This is a genomic window from Klebsiella sp. C349492, from assembly GCF_042055345.1.
GTDB classification, from domain to species: Bacteria; Pseudomonadota; Gammaproteobacteria; order Enterobacterales; family Enterobacteriaceae; genus Klebsiella; species Klebsiella scottii.
Genome location: NZ_JANQCE010000001.1, coordinates 560,442 through 577,422, shown reverse-complemented (window position 1 = coordinate 577,422; position 16,981 = coordinate 560,442). Strand labels below are relative to the sequence as shown.

Sequence of the window (16,981 nt, the reverse complement as noted above, 5' to 3'; positions counted from 1 at the left end):
GAGAAGCAAATGCTTCTCAGCTCAGTGCAGCGTAGAGCTCCTCAATGCGATCCCCGCCGCGGCGTTCAAGAAACTCCAGCACCCGTCGCGGGGAGGTGTTGAGGACCCTTGATGCGGGAAAATCAGCCTCTGCAAGCAGATGCTGACAGGCGCTGAAATCACCCACTGAAAACGCGCTGTGCGAATCGCTGCCCAGCGCGATAAGCCCGCCGCTATCCCGCACGGCGGCAACAATGTTGCGGCAGTTCGCCTCACTACCCTGACGCGAATGGACAAAAGAGGCGTTATTCACCTCCAGCGCCACGTGGCAGGCTTTGGCGGCCGCGACTACCGCCGGGATATCAATGGGATACTCCGGGTTGCCGGGGTGGCTAATGATATCCACCTTTCCGCTCTCAATTACCGCGAGCAGCGCATCGGTGTTGCTCGCCATCCCGGCCGGGGCAAAGACCTGTTTGTGGAACCCGGCAATAACCAGATCTAACGAAGCGCGCATTTTGGCGCTGCAATCGGTCTCGCCGCCGGGTTTGATGTTGGCTTCGATACCGCGCAGGAGTCCCACGCCCTCAACGACGCGCGGCAGCACGCGCAGATTATTAAAGTGGAACGGATGCGGCGCGTCGACCATTTCCGGTCCATGGTCGGTGATAGCGATCAGGCGGATATGCTTGCGCGCGGCGGCGGCTATGTAGTCATGAATCGTGCTGTAGGCGTGGGTGCTGGCAAGAGTATGCATATGCAGGTCGACGGGATACATTTCTTTCCCCTGAATAAAAAATGGCCCCAGGTCGTGCAAGGGGCCGGGAAGGTTAAGCCAGAAGCGCTTTCGCCTGATGCAAAATCGCCTCGAGGGTGATACCGAACGTCTGATACAACTGCTCCGCCGGGGCCGATTCACCGAAGGTGGTCATGCCGATAACCGCGCCGTTCAGCCCAACATATTTGTACCAGTAGTCGGTAATCCCCGCTTCCACCGCCACGCGAGCGGAAACGGTTTTTGGCAGTACGGCCTCGCGATAGGCGGCGTCCTGTTTATCAAATACATCGGTGGAGGGCATTGACACTACCCGCGCCTTCACGCCGTCGGCGGTCAGTTTTTCATAGGCAGCAACCGCCAGCTCAACTTCAGAGCCGGTCGCGATAAGGATCAGCTGCGGCTGGCCGAGGCAATCCTTCAATACGTAGCCGCCGCGCGCAATATCCTGCACCTGCTGCCAGGTCCGTTCCTGCTGGGTCAGGTTTTGCCGGGAGAAAATCAGCGCGGTTGGGCCATCTTCACGCTCCACGCCGTACTTCCACGCCACCGCCGATTCCACCTGATCGCAGGGACGCCAGGTGCTGAGGTCAGGAGTCAGGCGCAACGAGGCAATCTGCTCGACCGGCTGATGGGTCGGGCCATCTTCACCCAGACCGATGGAGTCGTGGGTATAGACCATCACCTGACGCTGTTTCATCAGCGCCGCCATACGCACCGCGTTACGGGCATACTCCACAAACATCAGGAAGGTCGAGGTGTACGGCAGAAAGCCGCCGTGCAGCGCGATACCGTTGGCGATGGCGGTCATGCCGAATTCACGCACCCCGTAGTGGATATAGTTCCCGCCGCTATCGAGGTTGATCGCTGTCGCGCCCGACCAGAGCGTCAGGTTTGACGGAGCCAGATCAGCGGAGCCGCCGAGAAATTCCGGCAGCAGCGGACCAAAGGCTTCAATCGCATTTTGTGAGGCCTTGCGGCTGGCGATCTTCGCCGGTTTCGCCTGCAGCTTTTCAATATACGCCTGGGCTTTGCTGGCAAAGTCGGGCGGCATCTGCCCCTTTATCCTGCGGGTGAATTCGGCAGCCAGTTCCGGGAACGCGTGAGCGTAGGCGGCGAACTTGTCATTCCATGCCGCCTCCTTTGCCCGGCCGGCCTCTTTTGCATCCCACTGCGCGTAGATGTCAGAAGGGATCGCGAACGGCGGATGCGGCCAGCCCAGGGCCTCGCGCGTTGCCGCCACTTCGGCCTCTCCCAGCGGGGCGCCGTGAACATCATGAGTACCGGCCTTATGCGGCGAGCCAAAACCGATGATCGTTTTACAGATAATCAACGTCGGCATTGAGTCTATCGACCGGGCGACGTCAATGGCGGCGCGGATAGACTCAGGGTCATGCCCATCAACCCCGCGCACCACGTGCCAGCCGTAGGCCTCAAAGCGTTTGGCGGTATCGTCGGTAAACCAGCCCTCCACATGACCATCAATGGAAATGCCGTTATCGTCATAGAATGCCACCAGCTTACCGAGCTTCAGCGTCCCGGCCAGTGAGCACGCTTCGTGCGAAATCCCCTCCATCATGCAGCCGTCGCCCATAAAGGCCCAGGTGAAGTGGTCCACGATCTCGTGGCCGGGGCGGTTAAACTGCGCCGCCAGGGTTTTCTCCGCAATGGCCATGCCGACCGCATTAGCGATCCCCTGCCCCAGCGGCCCGGTGGTGGTTTCCACGCCAGGGGTATAGCCCACCTCCGGGTGGCCCGGGGTTTTGGCATGCAGTTGACGAAACGCCTTCAGCTCGTCAATCGGCAGATCGTAGCCGGTGAGGTGTAACAGGCTGTAGATCAGCATCGAGCCGTGGCCGTTGGAGAGCACGAATCTATCGCGGTTTGCCCACATCGGGTTATTCGGGTTGTGGTTAAGAAAATCCCGCCACAGAACTTCGGCAATATCCGCCATCCCCATCGGCGCGCCCGGGTGACCCGAATTGGCCCGCTGGACGGCATCAACGCTGAGCATACGGATGGCATTCGCCAGGGTCTTTCTTGATGACATAACAAACTCCCTCTTTACATCTTAAGGAAAAAATCCGCCTCGCCCTTGCGCATCACGCGCAGGTCGAGGTAGTGATCAACGGTTTGCCAGGTGTCGATATCGTGAACCATCGACTGGCGGGTCAGGACTTCAACCACCACGCATCCGGCCTCGGTGGCGGAGAGCAGACCGGCGGTGGAGTCTTCAAAAGCGAGACAGCGGGCGGGAGACAGGTTGAGCCGGGCTGCGCCGATCGCAAACGGCTCCGGGTGGGGCTTGCCGTGACGGACATCTTCGCTGGTCACCAGCATGGGCGGATTCGGAAAACCGGCCTGTTTAATGCGCGCCGAGGCAACCTTAAGCGAGCCGGAGGTCACGATGGCCCAGGGAACCTGAAGCCGCACCAGCTGGCGAAGAAATTCATCAGCCCCGGGCACCGGGGTGATGCCGTCGGTATTGCGTGCTTCAAACGCTTCCAGGGCCAGAAACTCATCGTTAATCGTCCGCTCGCTGGCCTCGGGCATAAAATGGCGCAGCGTACTGAGCGCCGGTTTGCCATGCAGGTAATGGCATACCGTTTCGGCATCCAGCCCCTTTTTATTCGCCCATATCCGCCACGACGCCTCCACGAAATCCAGCGAATTGACCAGGGTCCCGTCTAAATCCAATAATATTCCACGAAAATGCATCGCCCTCACCTCAAAAAAAGAAAGTGTGAGCTTTATTTTGTACGCCATCACCCGGCAGCAAATAAATAGAAAAAATGGCCCTTTAATAGCAATTACGTGACCGCAGATTATTCACTAGCCAGAGTGTGATAACTATCACAAGACGTATCATCACTTAATTTCATGACTGCGATCACATAATCGCAATCATGTTATTTAATTATAGCAAAGGTGACTTTTTTACTATTCAAAGCAGAGCAATAACGATGAAGGATATATAACAAGAAACGCAGACACTCACGTCTGCCCAGAAAATTAACTCGCTTTGCTTAAAGATTCTCGGGAGTGATAATGTCACAGGTAATAAATTATCAATGTGAGCTGAAGGACGGCATTCATGCCAGACCGGCGGGGCATATCGAACGGCTGTGTAATACCTTTCAATCTGCGGTAAGCTGGAAAAATATGCGCAGCGGGATTGCCGCCAATGGTAAAAGCGCCCTCGCCATTGTCGCTACTGATACATTATTCAATGACGCCTGCGAAATTACGCTCATCGGTAAAGATGCGCCTGCTGCTGCGCAACGGCTCGGCGCTCTGCTGAAAAAGCTGCCCTCATTCGAAGTCAGCCAGGCGGAAGAAGCTCCGGCATCCACGGGCTATCTCCCGCGCTCCCTGCGGGAAACCCAGCCCAGGTTTATTCAAGGTTCACGCATTAGCGGCGGTGTCGCCATTGCCAGACCGCTGCGCATTCAGAGCCTGTCATTAGACGAAATGCTGGCGCTGAATCCCGCCGAAATATATGACAAAGAGTCACAGCAGCGTATTTTCCTGGCAGGTTTGGAAATGCTGCAGCATGACAAACAGGCGGCCCTGGAAATAACTCAAGGCGTTGAGCATGAGATCCTCCAGGCACATTTATCAATCATTACCGACGTAACCTTTCAAAACCATATTTCCAGCGCAATAGCTGACGGTGAAAATGCCTGGAATGCGGTCATTAAAGCCGCTATCGAATTCAGCGAAATACTTAACCGCTCGTCCAGTAAATACATAAAAGAGAGGACCCTTGATGTCCTCGATATTACCGGGCAGTTGCTCACGGCCATTTATGGTGCGGGCGTATTGCCGCCAAACCGTCTCGAGTTAAGCGAACCGTCAATTATTCTGGCCAATAGCCTGACGCCGAGTCAGTTTCTCGCCATAAATAAATCGTTGCTCGCCGGGATGGTGCTATCCGTCACCGGAAAAACCTCGCATACCGCAATATTGGCGCGTTCCCTGGGGATCCCAACGCTGACGGATATCGATTTTTCAGCCCTCGAGCTGAATGCGGAAAGTGACATCATTATCGACGGTAATCCGGGTATTTTGATTACCGCTGCGGATGAAAAGGTACTGCGCTATTACCGCCATGAAATCGCCGTCCAACGGACCATGCAACAGCAGATGCTGGCTAACGTGCATCTGCCGGCGACGACAAGCGATAACCATCGCATTGAGATAGCCGCCAATATCGCCAGCCTGGCGGAAGCCGAAACCGCGTTTAGCAACGGTGCTGAAGGTATCGGCCTGTTCCGTACCGAAATGTCGTTTATGGATCGGGAAACGCCGCCGAACTATCACGAACTGGCGGAGCTTTACAGCCGGGTGATGCGGCTTGCTGACGGTAAGCCGGTGATATTCCGCACCTTCGATATCGGCGGCGACAAGCCCGTCGACTATATGTGCATCGGTGAAGAAGAAAATCCGTTTCTTGGCTTCCGGGCGGTACGCGCCTACCCGCGCTATCGAGAGCTTTTCGCCATGCAGCTAAAGGCGATTCTTACCGCCTCCGCGCTGGGTGAAGCCAAAATCATGATCCCGATGATCGCTAACGTCGATGAAGTTATCTGGTGTCGCGAAGTGCTGGAAGAGGTGCAGAACGCGATGCGCGCTGAGGGACTGGGGTTCAACGATAAGATTTCGCTCGGCGTGATGCTGGAAGTGCCCTCTGTCATCTTCGCCATCAGCGAAATAGCGGAATACGTCGATTTCTTTAGCGTCGGCAGCAACGATCTGACCCAGTACTTTTTTGCCGCGGACCGCGGCAATACCCAGGTCGAGGCGGTGTATGACAATTATGCCCCGGCATTTCTGCGCGCCATGCGGTTCGCCGCCGATGAAGTTCATCGTGCGGGCAAGTGGATTGGCATCTGCGGCGAACTGGGGGCCAGCAAAGACTTTCTCCCGCTGTTTGCCGGCATGGGCTTCGACGAGCTCAGCATGAGCGGTACCGCCATTCCCGGCGTGAAACATGCGCTACGGGAGCTGGATTTCGCCAAATGCCAAAGGCTGGCGCAGGAGAGCGTGACCTTAAAACGCTCCGCCGCGGTCAAAGCCCTGCTTCGCTCACCGGATGTGAAAGCGGTCAGCACAATGCCGATCTTCGCCCCGGAGTTTATTCTCTTTGGCCTGCAGGCCAGCGATAAAAACGAAGTCATTAAAAAGATGACCGACAATCTCTGGCTGCACCATCGTAGCGATAACCGCGATCGATTAGCCGATGATATCTGGACCCGCGAGGACTCATTTTCCACCGCCGTAGGCTATGGTTTCGCCATTCCGCACACGCGCTCAAACCATATCCGCCACTCCACCATCAGTATGGCGACGCTTGATACCCCCATTATGTGGGGCGATCAGCAGGTCGAAACCGTATTTATGCTGACGGTGAGCCAATCCGCCGATCCTAACGAACACATGAAATATTTCTCTACGCTTGCCCGAAAGCTAATGAAAGAGGATTTCCGCAATGAAATAAAACAGGCCGAAGACGTCACCGTACTCTACAACCTGATGGCAACAACATTAGCCATATGAAATCAGGATTTATTAAGCCACGTTTTAACTTACAGCCAAATATCAAACTCAGGAGTTATTCATGAAAATTGTCGGAGTCGCAGCGTGCATTACCGGAGTCGCCCACACCTATATGGCTCAGGAGGCGATTGAGCAAGAGTGTAAAAAAAGAGGCTATGACGTAAAGGTCGAAACTCAGGGCGGTATGGGGATTGAAAATGAGCTCAGCGAAGACGAAATTGCCGAAGCCGATGTGGTTATTCTGGCGATTGCCATCGGCATCGAGGGCGTCGAACGTTTTGAGGAAAAAGAGGATGCCGGCCGGGTTATTTCACTTAACCCAGCCGAGGTTGTTCGCGATCCGGTTGCGATCATTGATAAAGCCGAAAAATTAGCAAAATAAATCAAAGATCATATTCCTGAGTTATTTCGACACGCGGAATCTGGTGAATAAAAACGTTAATTAATTTTCAGTGAACCCTGCGTTTGTATTCCGTGGCGCAAGCGCCCGGGACGACTACGTCCGTATATCGTGGTTATCCAATAAAAGCACAGGGTGTCTGGAGGATAAAAATGTCGGATAAAATGAAAGCCATTAAGGATGATTTAGTCAAAGCGTTCAGCACCGGCGTCTCATATATGATGCCGGTGGTGGTGGTCGGCGGGATTTGTCTGGCGCTGTCCCTGATTGGCGGCGAGCCGGTTGCCGGCAAAGGCATGGTGGTAACCAATCCCTTCTTATTAAACCTTGGCGCTATCGGTAGCGCGGGCCTCGGGATGATGATCCCGGTGCTGGCGGCGTATATCTCCTACTCTATCGCCGGTAAACCGGGGCTCACGCCCGGTTTAATCACCGGTTTTATGGCCAGCACTCCGCTCGGCGCGGACCACGTAGTCACCGGTTTTCTCGGCGCCATGCTGCTCGGGATCCTCAGTGGCTACGTCGCAAAATGGGTTAAAACCTGGAAAGTCGGCAAAGCGCTCATGCCGGTTATGCCGATACTGATTATCCCTATCGTCTCCAGCTGTATCGTCGGCATGCTCTATCTGTACGTGCTGATTGGGCCTATCGGTATCGCCATGAAATGGCTGGTGTCGATGCTCTCTAATATGCAGGGCAGCAGCGGCGTGGTGCTCGGCCTGATTCTCGGCGCTATGGCCGCCTTTGATATGGGCGGTCCGGTCAATAAAACCGCCACCGCATTTACCCTCGCGTTAATGGCCGAAGGTATTTATGGCCCGAACGGCGCTTACCGTATTGCCTGTGCTATTCCCCCACTGGGCATTGCTCTCTCAACGTTTATTTCTCAGCGCAAATGGGCTGAGGATGAAAGAAGAATGGGGACCTCCGCCGCCTTTATGGGATTAATTGGCATTACCGAAGGGGCAATTCCTTTCGCGGTTAAAAACCTTAAAACAGTTCTGCCATCGATTATTATCGGCAGCGCCGTCGGCGCCGGTCTGGCAATGATTCATGGCGTCGAGTCCATGGTGCCCCACGGTGGGTTAATTGCTATCGCCGGAGTCAATAAAGCCCCGCTGTGGTACGTCATTGATATGGCTATCGGCGTGGTTGTCACCGCTCTCTGCCTGCATATTTTGCGTCCCAATATTAGCGAACCGGCAAAGAAAGAGTCCGCTAAAAAAACAATCACTACTGATATGAATAAAGTCTGAGGAGTTATTATGAAAAACACCATGAAACAGTACGTCGATTATATTGTCAACGGCGGGAAATCCACCATGTTGGGTATTGGCCCAATGTCTCCGGCGTTAATTCAGGCATGCTTTGAACTGGGCAAAGAAAAAGATCTGCCGCTGATGTTTATCGCCAGCCGTAACCAGGTCGATGCCGATGAATTTGGTGCCGGTTACGTCAACAACTGGGATCAGTTCCGCTTTGCCGCCGACCTGAAAGCCATGGCGGAAAAAGTCGGCTTTGATGGCGACTATTTCCTCTGTCGCGACCACGGCGGTCCGTGGCAGCGCGATAAAGAGCGTAAAGACCATATTCCGGAAGACGAAGCGATGAAGCTGGCCCGCCGCTCTTATCAGATTGATATGGACGCAGGTTTTGATCTGCTGCATATCGACCCGACCAAAGACCCGTATGTTGTCGGCAAAGTGATTGATATTGAACTGGTCCTCAGCCGTACCGTTGAACTGATTCGCTTCTGTGAAGAGTACCGCAAGGCTAACAGCCTGAAAGAGTTCTTCTATGAAGTCGGCACTGAAGAGACCAACGGCGGCCTGACTGACGTCAACGCCTATGAAGGTTTTATTATCGAGCTCAATAAGCGCCTGGCCGCCGAAGCGCTGCCGCAGCCGCTGTTTATTGTCGGCCAGACCGGTACCCTGACCCGCCTGACTAAAAATGTCGGCCATTTCAACGACAAGCAGTCCGCCGAGCTCTCAGCGATCAGCACCCGTCATGGCGTGGGTTTGAAAGAGCATAACGGCGACTATCTACCGGATGAGATCCTGCTCAAACATCCGGGGCTGGGGATCACGGCGATGAACGTCGCTCCGGCTTACGGCACCATCGAAACCCGCGCGTATCTGAAGCTCGCGGAAGTGGAAAAAGATCTGGCGGCGAAAGGCTTTATCAAGTCGGCCTCTGATTTGAAAACCGTATTGACCCGCGAGTGCGTACTCAGCCACAAATGGGAAAAGTGGATGACCGATGAGCACAAAAATAAATCCGAAGAGCAAATCTTCAGTGAGCCAGAATTGCTGAAAGAAATTCTCGAACTCAGCGGTCATTATAATTATGAAAAACCGGCGGTGGTTAAAGAGATGCGGACCCTGTTTGCCAATCTGCAATCGTTTGGCGTGGAGCCTGAACGTTACGTGGTCAATAAAATTAAAGATATGATCCAGAACGAAGCCGAGTGCTTCAATATGCCCGGCCTGACCACCCGCGTCGCGCAGGCGAAATAACCGTTCAGCCAGCTTAACGCCATGCATCAATAACAAGGAGAGGGCCAGGGTCCCTCCTTGTTATGTCAGTAATCGGATTAAAAAACAGGTAATGGTTATGAATCAGCTTGAACAACTGAAGCAGCGGACAACGATTGTTGCCGACAGTGGGGATATCGACAGCATCATGGCTTATCAGCCCGAGGATGCAACCACAAATCCGTCGCTTATCTACAAAGCGGCACAGCTCGCGCAGTATCAGAAACTGGTGAAAGATGCCGCTGCGGCGGTGAAGTCTCGCCAGGCCGGAAAAACGGTTCGCCCTTCCGACATCGCCGACTATCTCGCGGTCAGCATCGGCGCACTGATCCTGAAAAGCGTACCCGGGCGTATTTCAACCGAAGTGGATGCCCGCCTCTCTTTTGACACTGACGCCAGCATCAATAAAGCGCGCGATATCATTGCCCTGTACCAGGAGAAAGGCGTCGGCAAAGATCGCGTACTGATTAAGCTAGCCGCCACCTGGCAAGGGATCCGCGCCGCCGAAACGCTGGAAAAAGAGGGGATCCAGTGCAACCTGACGCTGCTTTTCTCCTTTGCCCAGGCCAGAGCGTGCGCCGACGCGGGAGTTTTCCTGATTTCTCCCTTTGTTGGCCGTATCTACGACTGGTACAAGCACAACCATCCGGACACCCTTTTCACTGTCGATAACGACCCGGGCGTTGCGTCGGTACAAAAAATCTATCGTTTCTACAAACAGCACGGATACCGGACGGTGGTGATGGGCGCCAGCTTCCGCACGCCGGAACAGGTACTGGCGCTTAACGGCTGCGACCGCCTGACCGTCTCTCCGGCGCTGCTGGCGCAATTACAGCAAAATGAGGGGCCAGTACCCGCTCCGCTGGCGTATGAAGGTCAGGTTCAGCCCAAACCCGAGGCGATGAGTGAAGCGGAGTTCTACTGGGCGCATCACCAGGATCCGATGGCAGTTGAGAAGCTCGCCGAAGGTATTCGTCTGTTTGCCGCCGATCAAAACAGTCTTGAGACTTTACTCAGTCAGTATATTTAATCGCCAAACGCCGTCAGGCAAAACGATGCTCCCCGCCGCCGGGCGCCCGGTCATTACGACAGCCGGTATCCCGGCTCCGGCAGGGGAGCCTCCGTCACCCCCGCGGCCAGACCTGCGGGAACAGCGGTGAAACCAGCGCGTCGCCATCCTGCAGCGTCAGCTCCGGGAACGGCGGCGAGGTCACGCCCCCGCGGTCAACAAAGGTGGCGTCGTCGCCAACCCAGCGGGCGGAGAAGACCCGTCGCGCCCGCGCCGTGGCGTTACCTCTGGCCCCGTGCACCGTCCGGTAGTGAAAGGCGACCGCATCGCCCGGCTCCAGCGCCCAGCTGACGATATCGTAATCATCCTGACGGGCGTCAATGTCCGGCAGCTCCTTAAAGCGACCGTGCTGGTAGAGCTTCGAGCCGTTGAAGCGGGTCGGGCTGAACTCCTCTCCCCACAGATGGGAGCCGCGGATACAGCGCAGCGAAATCTCCTGAGCGACCGGGTCCAGCGGGATCCAGAAGCTGACGTTCTGCCGCCCCTCAACGCAGTAGTAGGGCTGATCGTGATGCCAGGGGGTCACCGTGCTGCCGCCGGCCGGCTTGACCAGGGTGTGCTCGTGGAAAAATTTCGCCGTTGTTGATTGCATCAGGGCGGCGGCAATTTCCGCCGCCGGCGACTGCCTGACAAACTGCTCAAAATCGGCGATCCGGGACCAGTTGCAGTAATCCTGGAAAAAAGGCGCGGAGCCGTCTTTCGGCACCACCGTTCTGGCGTGCCCGTACTCGCTGGGGTTGGCCATCAGTTCCGCCACGCCGCTCGCCAGGCCGTCGATCCACGGGGTGAACACGCCTTTCAGTAACACCACTCCATCCGTCTGGTAGGTATCGATCGTCTGCCGGTCGATCTGCGGATAACGCTGATTGTGCATAGCTAACCGTCCTGTGCTGGATAAATGATTGAGTTGATGACGCCGGGCGTCAGCGGACTCAGGTTATTTAGCCAGCGTCGAATGGTAAATTATTATAAAACGATCCTCGCAATAGAAATTTATGAGCCTCAGAGCCTGTCCCACCAGGCGTTATTGCTGCTGGCAGTTTGAACACGGCCAGCGCGAAGAAACCGCAGGGTACACGTAGTACGTGAGGATGGACTCGCCAGGCTCACCCTCCGGGCCGCCCTGAAGGGCGTTCAAAATGACAAATAAAATAGCCTGGAGATAGGCTCTCAGACGCGTGACAATATATATCCTCGCCCCTCGTCAGTGACCGGCTAAGCCAGCGCCGGAGTTAACTCAATGCTGCGACAATAGTCCATGAAAAGCTGAGTTGGCCGGGTAGGTTCATTATTGGCGAGGTGCGCCATAATTAATGTCGAGGCCGGCATTTGATCTTCAATATCCAGCTGGACCAGCCGCTCGCCGTCGTAGGTCATATCGCAAAGCGGCCGGGTCACTAATACCGAGAAGCCCAAACCCTGCCCGACCATACAGCGCACCATTTCAATTGACGGGGAGCTATAGGCCACCTGTGGGTGATAGCCCTTCTCTTTAAAAATGGTAATAAAATAGTTTTTACTCGGCACCGCATCGAGCAAAATCATCGGCTCCTGACTTAATTCCTGCAGCGTGACGCTCTTTTTTTGCGCCAGCGGATGGCTGGCCGGTAATAGCGCATAGGGTTTATGCGGGGCATTGAGCATCTCTTTACTGATCGAGTGACCTAATTCCAGATCGTAAACCAGCGCTAAATCAAAACGCCCGCGATGCAGACCGTGCATTAATTCGTGCTGTTCGCCATCGTAGAGCTGGAGGGTTATTTCGGGATACATCTTTTTAAACCCGGCCACCAGCTTTGGCATATATAGCGGAGCGACGGACTCAAAGCAGCCCACTGAAATAGTGCCGGAAACCAGCTCCTTATCGGCGCGCGAGTTTTGCTCAAACTCGTAGGAGAGGCGCAGCAGCTCCTTGGCCTTCTCATAAAAACGGCGCCCGCAGGGGGTGAGCGAAACGCCCTGCGCGTGGTGGCGAATAAACAGCTGCTGCTCGAAGGTGCCCTCCAGGTTCTTTATCGCAATCGAGATCGACGGCTGGGCAATATGCAGCTGTCGGGAGGCTTCGGCGATGCTTTCGGTCTCCACAACGGTAACAAAGTATTTGAGTTGTTTGAGCGTGAATCGCGTCATAGCCTTACCCTTTATGAAATATTGTTTCTCACAGAAACGGCATAGTTTCCTGATATGCCGATTGCAAGCATCGTGCCACTCCCCGGCTAAAAGACGCTTTCCCCCTGCGGACGAATGGGTTATTCATCGCGCGGAACGGGTACAAATAATTAAAATCATTAACCGTCGGATTAATTGCACCAATATGAATCAGGCTGCACCAAATAAATCATTCGCGCGCCCTAGTATCGCGCAACGGCGAATTTAGCCGATGATTCCGTTGACCAATAGCAGCAATTGTTTTTTTAATGTTTAGTTCTTGTTTCGCACTCATTGCTTTAAATTTATTGAAATTAATCTGCCTATATAGTTTTTTTAAACTTAAAGGCCAAAAATTTACTAATTGCCTCATAGCGAAGAGTGCCAGCATAGTGTTATTGCCCGATAAATACTGGCGATGCCCCATTTTAGAACATCGGCATTGCCTTCATGTCCGTTAATTATGGCGAGTGAAATAGCCCATGATGTTTAACTGGAACTACATGTTAAGTCTGCTCAGCGACGCAGATTTTTGGCAGGCCACCTGGACCGTCATTAAATTGAGTCTGCTGACCTGGGGTTGCAGTATTGTGCTGGGCTTTATTCTCGCCCTCGCCAAGCAGTCGCCGCGCAGGCTCTTTAACGTCCCTGCCCGGCTCTATATCTGGCTGTTTCGCAGCCTGCCGCTGCTGGTTCTGCTGATTTTCGTCTATAACCTGCCGCAGGCGGTGCCCTCCTTCGCGGCGGTGCTCAACGATCCTTTCTGGGCCGGCCTGCTGGCGATGGTGCTCAGTGAAGCGGCCTACGTCGCCGAGATCCACCGCGGCGGGCTGCTGTCCATCGCCAAAGGCCAGGCCGAGGCTGCGCGAGCCTTAGGGCTGCGCTATGCCGGCACGCAGTGGCGGGTGATTATTCCCCAGGCGCTGCGGGTGGCGCTGCCGGCGCTGGCCAATGAGTATATTGCTATCGTCAAGCTCAGCTCGCTGGTTTCCGTCATCTCCCTGACCGAGATTTTGATGGTCGGCCAGCGCCTCTATTCGCAAAACTTTTTGGTGATGGAGACTATGGCGGCGGTGGCGTTCTACTACGTGCTGATCGTCACCGTTTTCGACTTCCTGCTGAAACGGCTGGAGAACTATCTCGACGTTACCCAGCGTAAAACGACCCGCCCGGTCGACGCCGACATGCTGGCGCTGGCCACCGCCGCCCGGCCGGCCGCCGCCCGCAGCGCCGTCGATACCCGCCAGCCGGCGCTGCAGGCTTCGAAACTGCATAAGGCCTACAACAACGTGGAGGTGCTGGGCGCCGTCAGCCTGCAGATCCAGCCCGGGGAAGTGGTGTCGGTGATCGGCCCTTCCGGCTCCGGCAAAACCACGCTCATTCGCCTGCTCAACGGCCTGGAGCAGATCGACAACGGCGAGATCCGCATCAACGGCCAGCCGTTTATTCACCTCGATCGCCAGGGCATGCAGAAGCCGCGCTTTATGGAGAACGCCGAGCACCGGCTGAATATTGGCATGGTCTTTCAGAGCTTCAACCTGTTCCCCCACCTGACCGTGTTCGGCAACCTGCTGCTGGCCCCGCGCTATCACCGGCTGGCGGCGGAGGCGGAGCTCAGGCAGCGCGCCTGCGAACTGCTGCATAAGGTCGGCATGCTCGAACACGCGTGGAAGTACCCGCACCAGCTTTCCGGCGGCCAGCAGCAGCGGGTGGCTATCGCCCGCGCCCTGATGATGCGCCCGCAAATCATGCTGTTTGATGAACCGACCTCCGCGCTGGACCCGGAAAAGGTCAACGAAGTGCTCCAGGTTATCGAATCGCTGGCTGATGAGGGCATCACGATGGTTATCGTGACGCACGAGATGAATTTTGCTTTCAAAGTTTCTGACCGAATTGTCTTTATGGAAAAAGGGCGCGTGGTTTGCGACGACACGCCTCAGTCGATGCGCGACGGCAATCACCCGCGCGTTGACGCCTTCCTGAAAGACGTCTCTCTGGCTTAACCGCTCCGTTTGTGAAAGGAAAAAATATGATCGCGCAGTGGCAAATCGAACAGTTTCATCAGCAGGGTTTTCTGGTGATTGAGGGGGTGCTTTCCCCCTCGGAGATCGCCGAGCTTCAGCAGGATTTTGACGGTTGGGTAGACGAAAGCCGTCATCACGGCGATGCCTGGGGAGAGACCGAGGACGGCCGCCCGCGCTTCGACCTCGAAAGCGATCATCGCCCCGATCATCCGTCGCTGCGCCGCGTCAGCTCGCCGACGGAGATCTCCGCGGCCTACCGGCGCGCCGCGCTGGATTCGCGGATGGCGGCCATTGCCGCGCAGCTTATCGGCGGCAGCGGCACCCGCTTTCATCACAGCAAAATTAACTCCAAGCTGCCGCATACCGCCACCCAGGTGAAATGGCATCAGGATTTTCTGTTCACGCCGCACAGCAACGACGACATTATCACCGCCCTGCTGATGGTCAGCGACGTGACGCCGGAGAACGGCCCGCTGAACGTAGTGCCGGGAAGTCATAAGGGGCCGCTGTGGTCGCACTGGCAGGAGTCGCGGTTTACCGGCGCGGTCGATGACGAGGTGGTGGCGACCCACTGTCAGCAGCCCGAAGCCTGCTTTGGCCCGTCCGGCTCGGTGTGCTTTATGCACACCCGGCTGCTCCACGCCTCCAGCCCCAATGAAACCGATCTGCCGCGCACCCTGTTTATCAGCGTTTACGCCGCCGAAGACGCCCTGCCGTTCGGCGAAAATCCACTGCCCTGCGTCCACGCCGGACAGATGGTCGCCGGCGTAGAAAGCGGGCTGGTACGCAGCGTCGCCAACCATGTTCGTCTGCCGCAGAAGCCGCGCGGCGCCTCGTTCTTCGTACAGCAGGCCGGAAACGACCTTGCCAGCATGTGATTGCCCCCCACTTTGGAGATATGTTTATGAAACGCTTAAATACCCTGCTCCTCTGCACCGTTGGCGCTCTGAGCGCGGCTAGCGCCCAGGCGGCCTTTCAGCAGCCGGGAAAAATCATTGCCGGTTCGGATATGACCTTTTTCCCCTACGAATACATTGAAAACAACAAGCCCACCGGTTTTGATATCGAGTTTCTCGCCGGGATTGCCAAAACGATGGGCCGCGAGGCGGTCAACCTTGATACCCGCTTCCCGAATCTGATCCCCGGACTGCAGGGCGGACGCTTCGATATCACCAACTCGTCGATGTATATCACCGCCGAACGGCTGAAGGTTATCGATATGGTTCCGTACCTGAAAAGCGGCGAGTCGATACTGGCCCTGAAAGGCGCCAGCTATCAGCCGAAGACGCCGGAAGAGTTTTGCGGCCATAAGATTGGCTCGATGGGCGCCACCTCGTGGCTGGCGCAGTTGCAAAAGCTGTCCGCCGACTACTGCGTGAAAAAAGGGCTGCCGCCGATTGCGCTCAGCGAATACGCCACCGATCCGCAAACCACCCAGGCGCTGCTGTCGCGGGCGGTGGAGGCGCAGATCACCGATGCGGCGGTGGCGCGCGGCGTGGTCGACAAGCTGGGCGATCGGATCGCCATCTCTTCCACGACGCTGATCTACCCGGTACTCAACGGCTTTGGGGTGAAAAAAGGCAACAGCGAAGTGAAGACCGCGCTTGAAGAGGGGCTGAAGAAGTTCAGCGCCACGCCGGAGTATGCCGCCCTGCTGAAAAAGTATAACTTCCAGCCGCCGACGGCGGCAGACCTCAACGACCTGATGCCGAAAGTGGAATAACGCCCGTGGCCTACTCTCTTGAAGAACAAACGCGTATCGACCTGGCGGCGACGCTGCGCATTGTTGCCCACCTCGGCATGCACGAGGCGGTCGCCAACCACTTTAGCGCCGCCCTGTCGCCGGACGGCAAAACGTTCCTGCTTAACCCGAAGTGGCGGCACTTCTCACGCATTCGCGCCAGCGATCTGCTGCTGCTGAACGCCGATGATGAAGATAACGCCCACCGCGCGGACGTTGACGCGACGGCATGGGCTATCCACGGGCAGATTCACCAGCGGCTGCCGCAGGCCCGGGCGGTGCTGCATCTGCATCCGGTGTACGCCACCAGCGTCGCCTGCCTCGAGCAGCCGCAGATCCTGCCGATCGATCAAAACACCGCGCGCTACTTTCAGCGCGTGGCGGTCGATACGCTGTACGGCGGGATGGCGGATACCGCCGCAGAAGGGGCGCGGCTGGCGGGGCTGCTGGCGGATAAACGCCGTCTGCTGATGGGCAATCACGGGGTGCTGGTGACCGCCGGCTCCATCGGCGAGGCGTTTGACGATATCTGGACCCTCGAGCGAGCCTGCCAGATTCTGGTCACCGCCTGGTCAACCGGCCGGCCGCTGAAGGTTCTGTCCGACGAGGTGGCGGAGAAAACCGCCGCCGACTGGGAAAAAATTACCGACTTTTCCCGTCAGCATTTTGAGGAAATGAAACAGCTGATGATCGACGCCGATCCTTCGCTGCTTGACTAAACTGCGCCAGGCTTACCCCGGGAAAGTCCC

General features: G+C 56.2%; 14 protein-coding genes. 9 read left to right on the top strand and 5 right to left on the bottom strand.

From position 1 onward, the window contains the following. Nucleotides 1-16: 16 nt before the first annotated feature. Genes NWP14_RS02840 through NWP14_RS02830 form a run of 3 tightly spaced genes read right to left on the bottom strand, consistent with a single transcriptional unit; the run spans nt 17 to nt 3,451 of the window. Nucleotides 17-757 carry a phosphatase gene (locus NWP14_RS02840; protein WP_375214737.1) on the bottom strand — a complete coding sequence of 247 codons (741 nt, stop codon included), beginning with the start codon at nt 755-757 and terminating at the stop codon, nt 17-19. Between the two features lie 52 nt (nt 758-809). Next, the gene (gene tkt, locus NWP14_RS02835; RefSeq protein ID WP_375214736.1) at nt 810-2,804 is read right to left on the bottom strand and encodes a transketolase; all 1,995 of its coding nucleotides are present in this window, start codon (nt 2,802-2,804) and stop codon (nt 810-812) included. A 14-nt stretch (nt 2,805-2,818) separates the two neighbouring features. Continuing rightward, on the bottom strand, nt 2,819-3,451 hold the full coding sequence (locus NWP14_RS02830) for an HAD-IA family hydrolase (RefSeq protein WP_331833829.1): 633 nt from the start codon (nt 3,449-3,451) through the stop codon (nt 2,819-2,821). Between the two features lie 351 nt (nt 3,452-3,802). On the opposite strand from NWP14_RS02830, the gene ptsP reads away from it, so the two are divergent. From ptsP to tal, 5 genes are all read left to right on the top strand, one after another. After that, nucleotides 3,803-6,313: a phosphoenolpyruvate--protein phosphotransferase gene (gene ptsP / locus NWP14_RS02825; RefSeq protein ID WP_375214735.1), complete on the top strand. Its 2,511-nt coding sequence runs from the start codon at nt 3,803-3,805 to the stop codon at nt 6,311-6,313. 61 nt (nt 6,314-6,374) lie between these two features. Next, nucleotides 6,375-6,695, top strand: coding sequence for a PTS fructose transporter subunit IIB (locus NWP14_RS02820; RefSeq protein WP_095102188.1), 321 nt, complete (start codon nt 6,375-6,377; stop codon nt 6,693-6,695). Between the two features lie 170 nt (nt 6,696-6,865). After that, nucleotides 6,866-7,969 carry a PTS fructose transporter subunit IIC gene (locus NWP14_RS02815; protein WP_095102186.1) on the top strand — a complete coding sequence of 368 codons (1,104 nt, stop codon included), beginning with the start codon at nt 6,866-6,868 and terminating at the stop codon, nt 7,967-7,969. A gap of 9 nt (nt 7,970-7,978) precedes the next feature. Next, entirely contained in the window at nt 7,979-9,232 is a 1,254-nt protein-coding gene (locus NWP14_RS02810; RefSeq protein WP_095102184.1) for a class II D-tagatose-bisphosphate aldolase non-catalytic subunit, read from the top strand. A gap of 97 nt (nt 9,233-9,329) precedes the next feature. Further along, nucleotides 9,330-10,280, top strand: coding sequence for a transaldolase (gene tal, locus NWP14_RS02805; protein WP_095102182.1), 951 nt, complete (start codon nt 9,330-9,332; stop codon nt 10,278-10,280). Between the two features lie 94 nt (nt 10,281-10,374). Here the strand turns inward: tal and NWP14_RS02800 are convergent, their stop codons facing one another. Next, the gene (locus NWP14_RS02800) at nt 10,375-11,193 is read right to left on the bottom strand and encodes a phytanoyl-CoA dioxygenase family protein (protein ID WP_375214734.1); all 819 of its coding nucleotides are present in this window, start codon (nt 11,191-11,193) and stop codon (nt 10,375-10,377) included. A 341-nt stretch (nt 11,194-11,534) separates the two neighbouring features. Beyond that, a complete protein-coding gene (locus NWP14_RS02795) occupies nt 11,535-12,449 on the bottom strand; it encodes a LysR family transcriptional regulator (protein ID WP_375214733.1) in 915 nt (304 codons plus the stop codon). Between the two features lie 500 nt (nt 12,450-12,949). On the opposite strand from NWP14_RS02795, the gene NWP14_RS02790 reads away from it, so the two are divergent. From NWP14_RS02790 to NWP14_RS02775, 4 genes are read left to right on the top strand one after another with little or no spacing between them, the layout of a single operon-like run. Further along, the gene (locus NWP14_RS02790) at nt 12,950-14,470 is read left to right on the top strand and encodes an amino acid ABC transporter permease/ATP-binding protein (protein ID WP_375214732.1); all 1,521 of its coding nucleotides are present in this window, start codon (nt 12,950-12,952) and stop codon (nt 14,468-14,470) included. A 26-nt stretch (nt 14,471-14,496) separates the two neighbouring features. Next, nucleotides 14,497-15,369, top strand: a complete 873-nt coding sequence (locus tag NWP14_RS02785; RefSeq protein WP_095102172.1) for a phytanoyl-CoA dioxygenase family protein — start codon at nt 14,497-14,499, stop codon at nt 15,367-15,369. A gap of 26 nt (nt 15,370-15,395) precedes the next feature. Then, nucleotides 15,396-16,214 carry an ABC transporter substrate-binding protein gene (locus NWP14_RS02780; RefSeq protein ID WP_095102304.1) on the top strand — a complete coding sequence of 273 codons (819 nt, stop codon included), beginning with the start codon at nt 15,396-15,398 and terminating at the stop codon, nt 16,212-16,214. Nucleotides 16,215-16,219: 5 nt separating this feature from the next. Further along, nucleotides 16,220-16,951, top strand: a complete 732-nt coding sequence (locus NWP14_RS02775; protein ID WP_095102171.1) for a class II aldolase and adducin N-terminal domain-containing protein — start codon at nt 16,220-16,222, stop codon at nt 16,949-16,951. Nucleotides 16,952-16,981: the final 30 nt, after the last annotated feature.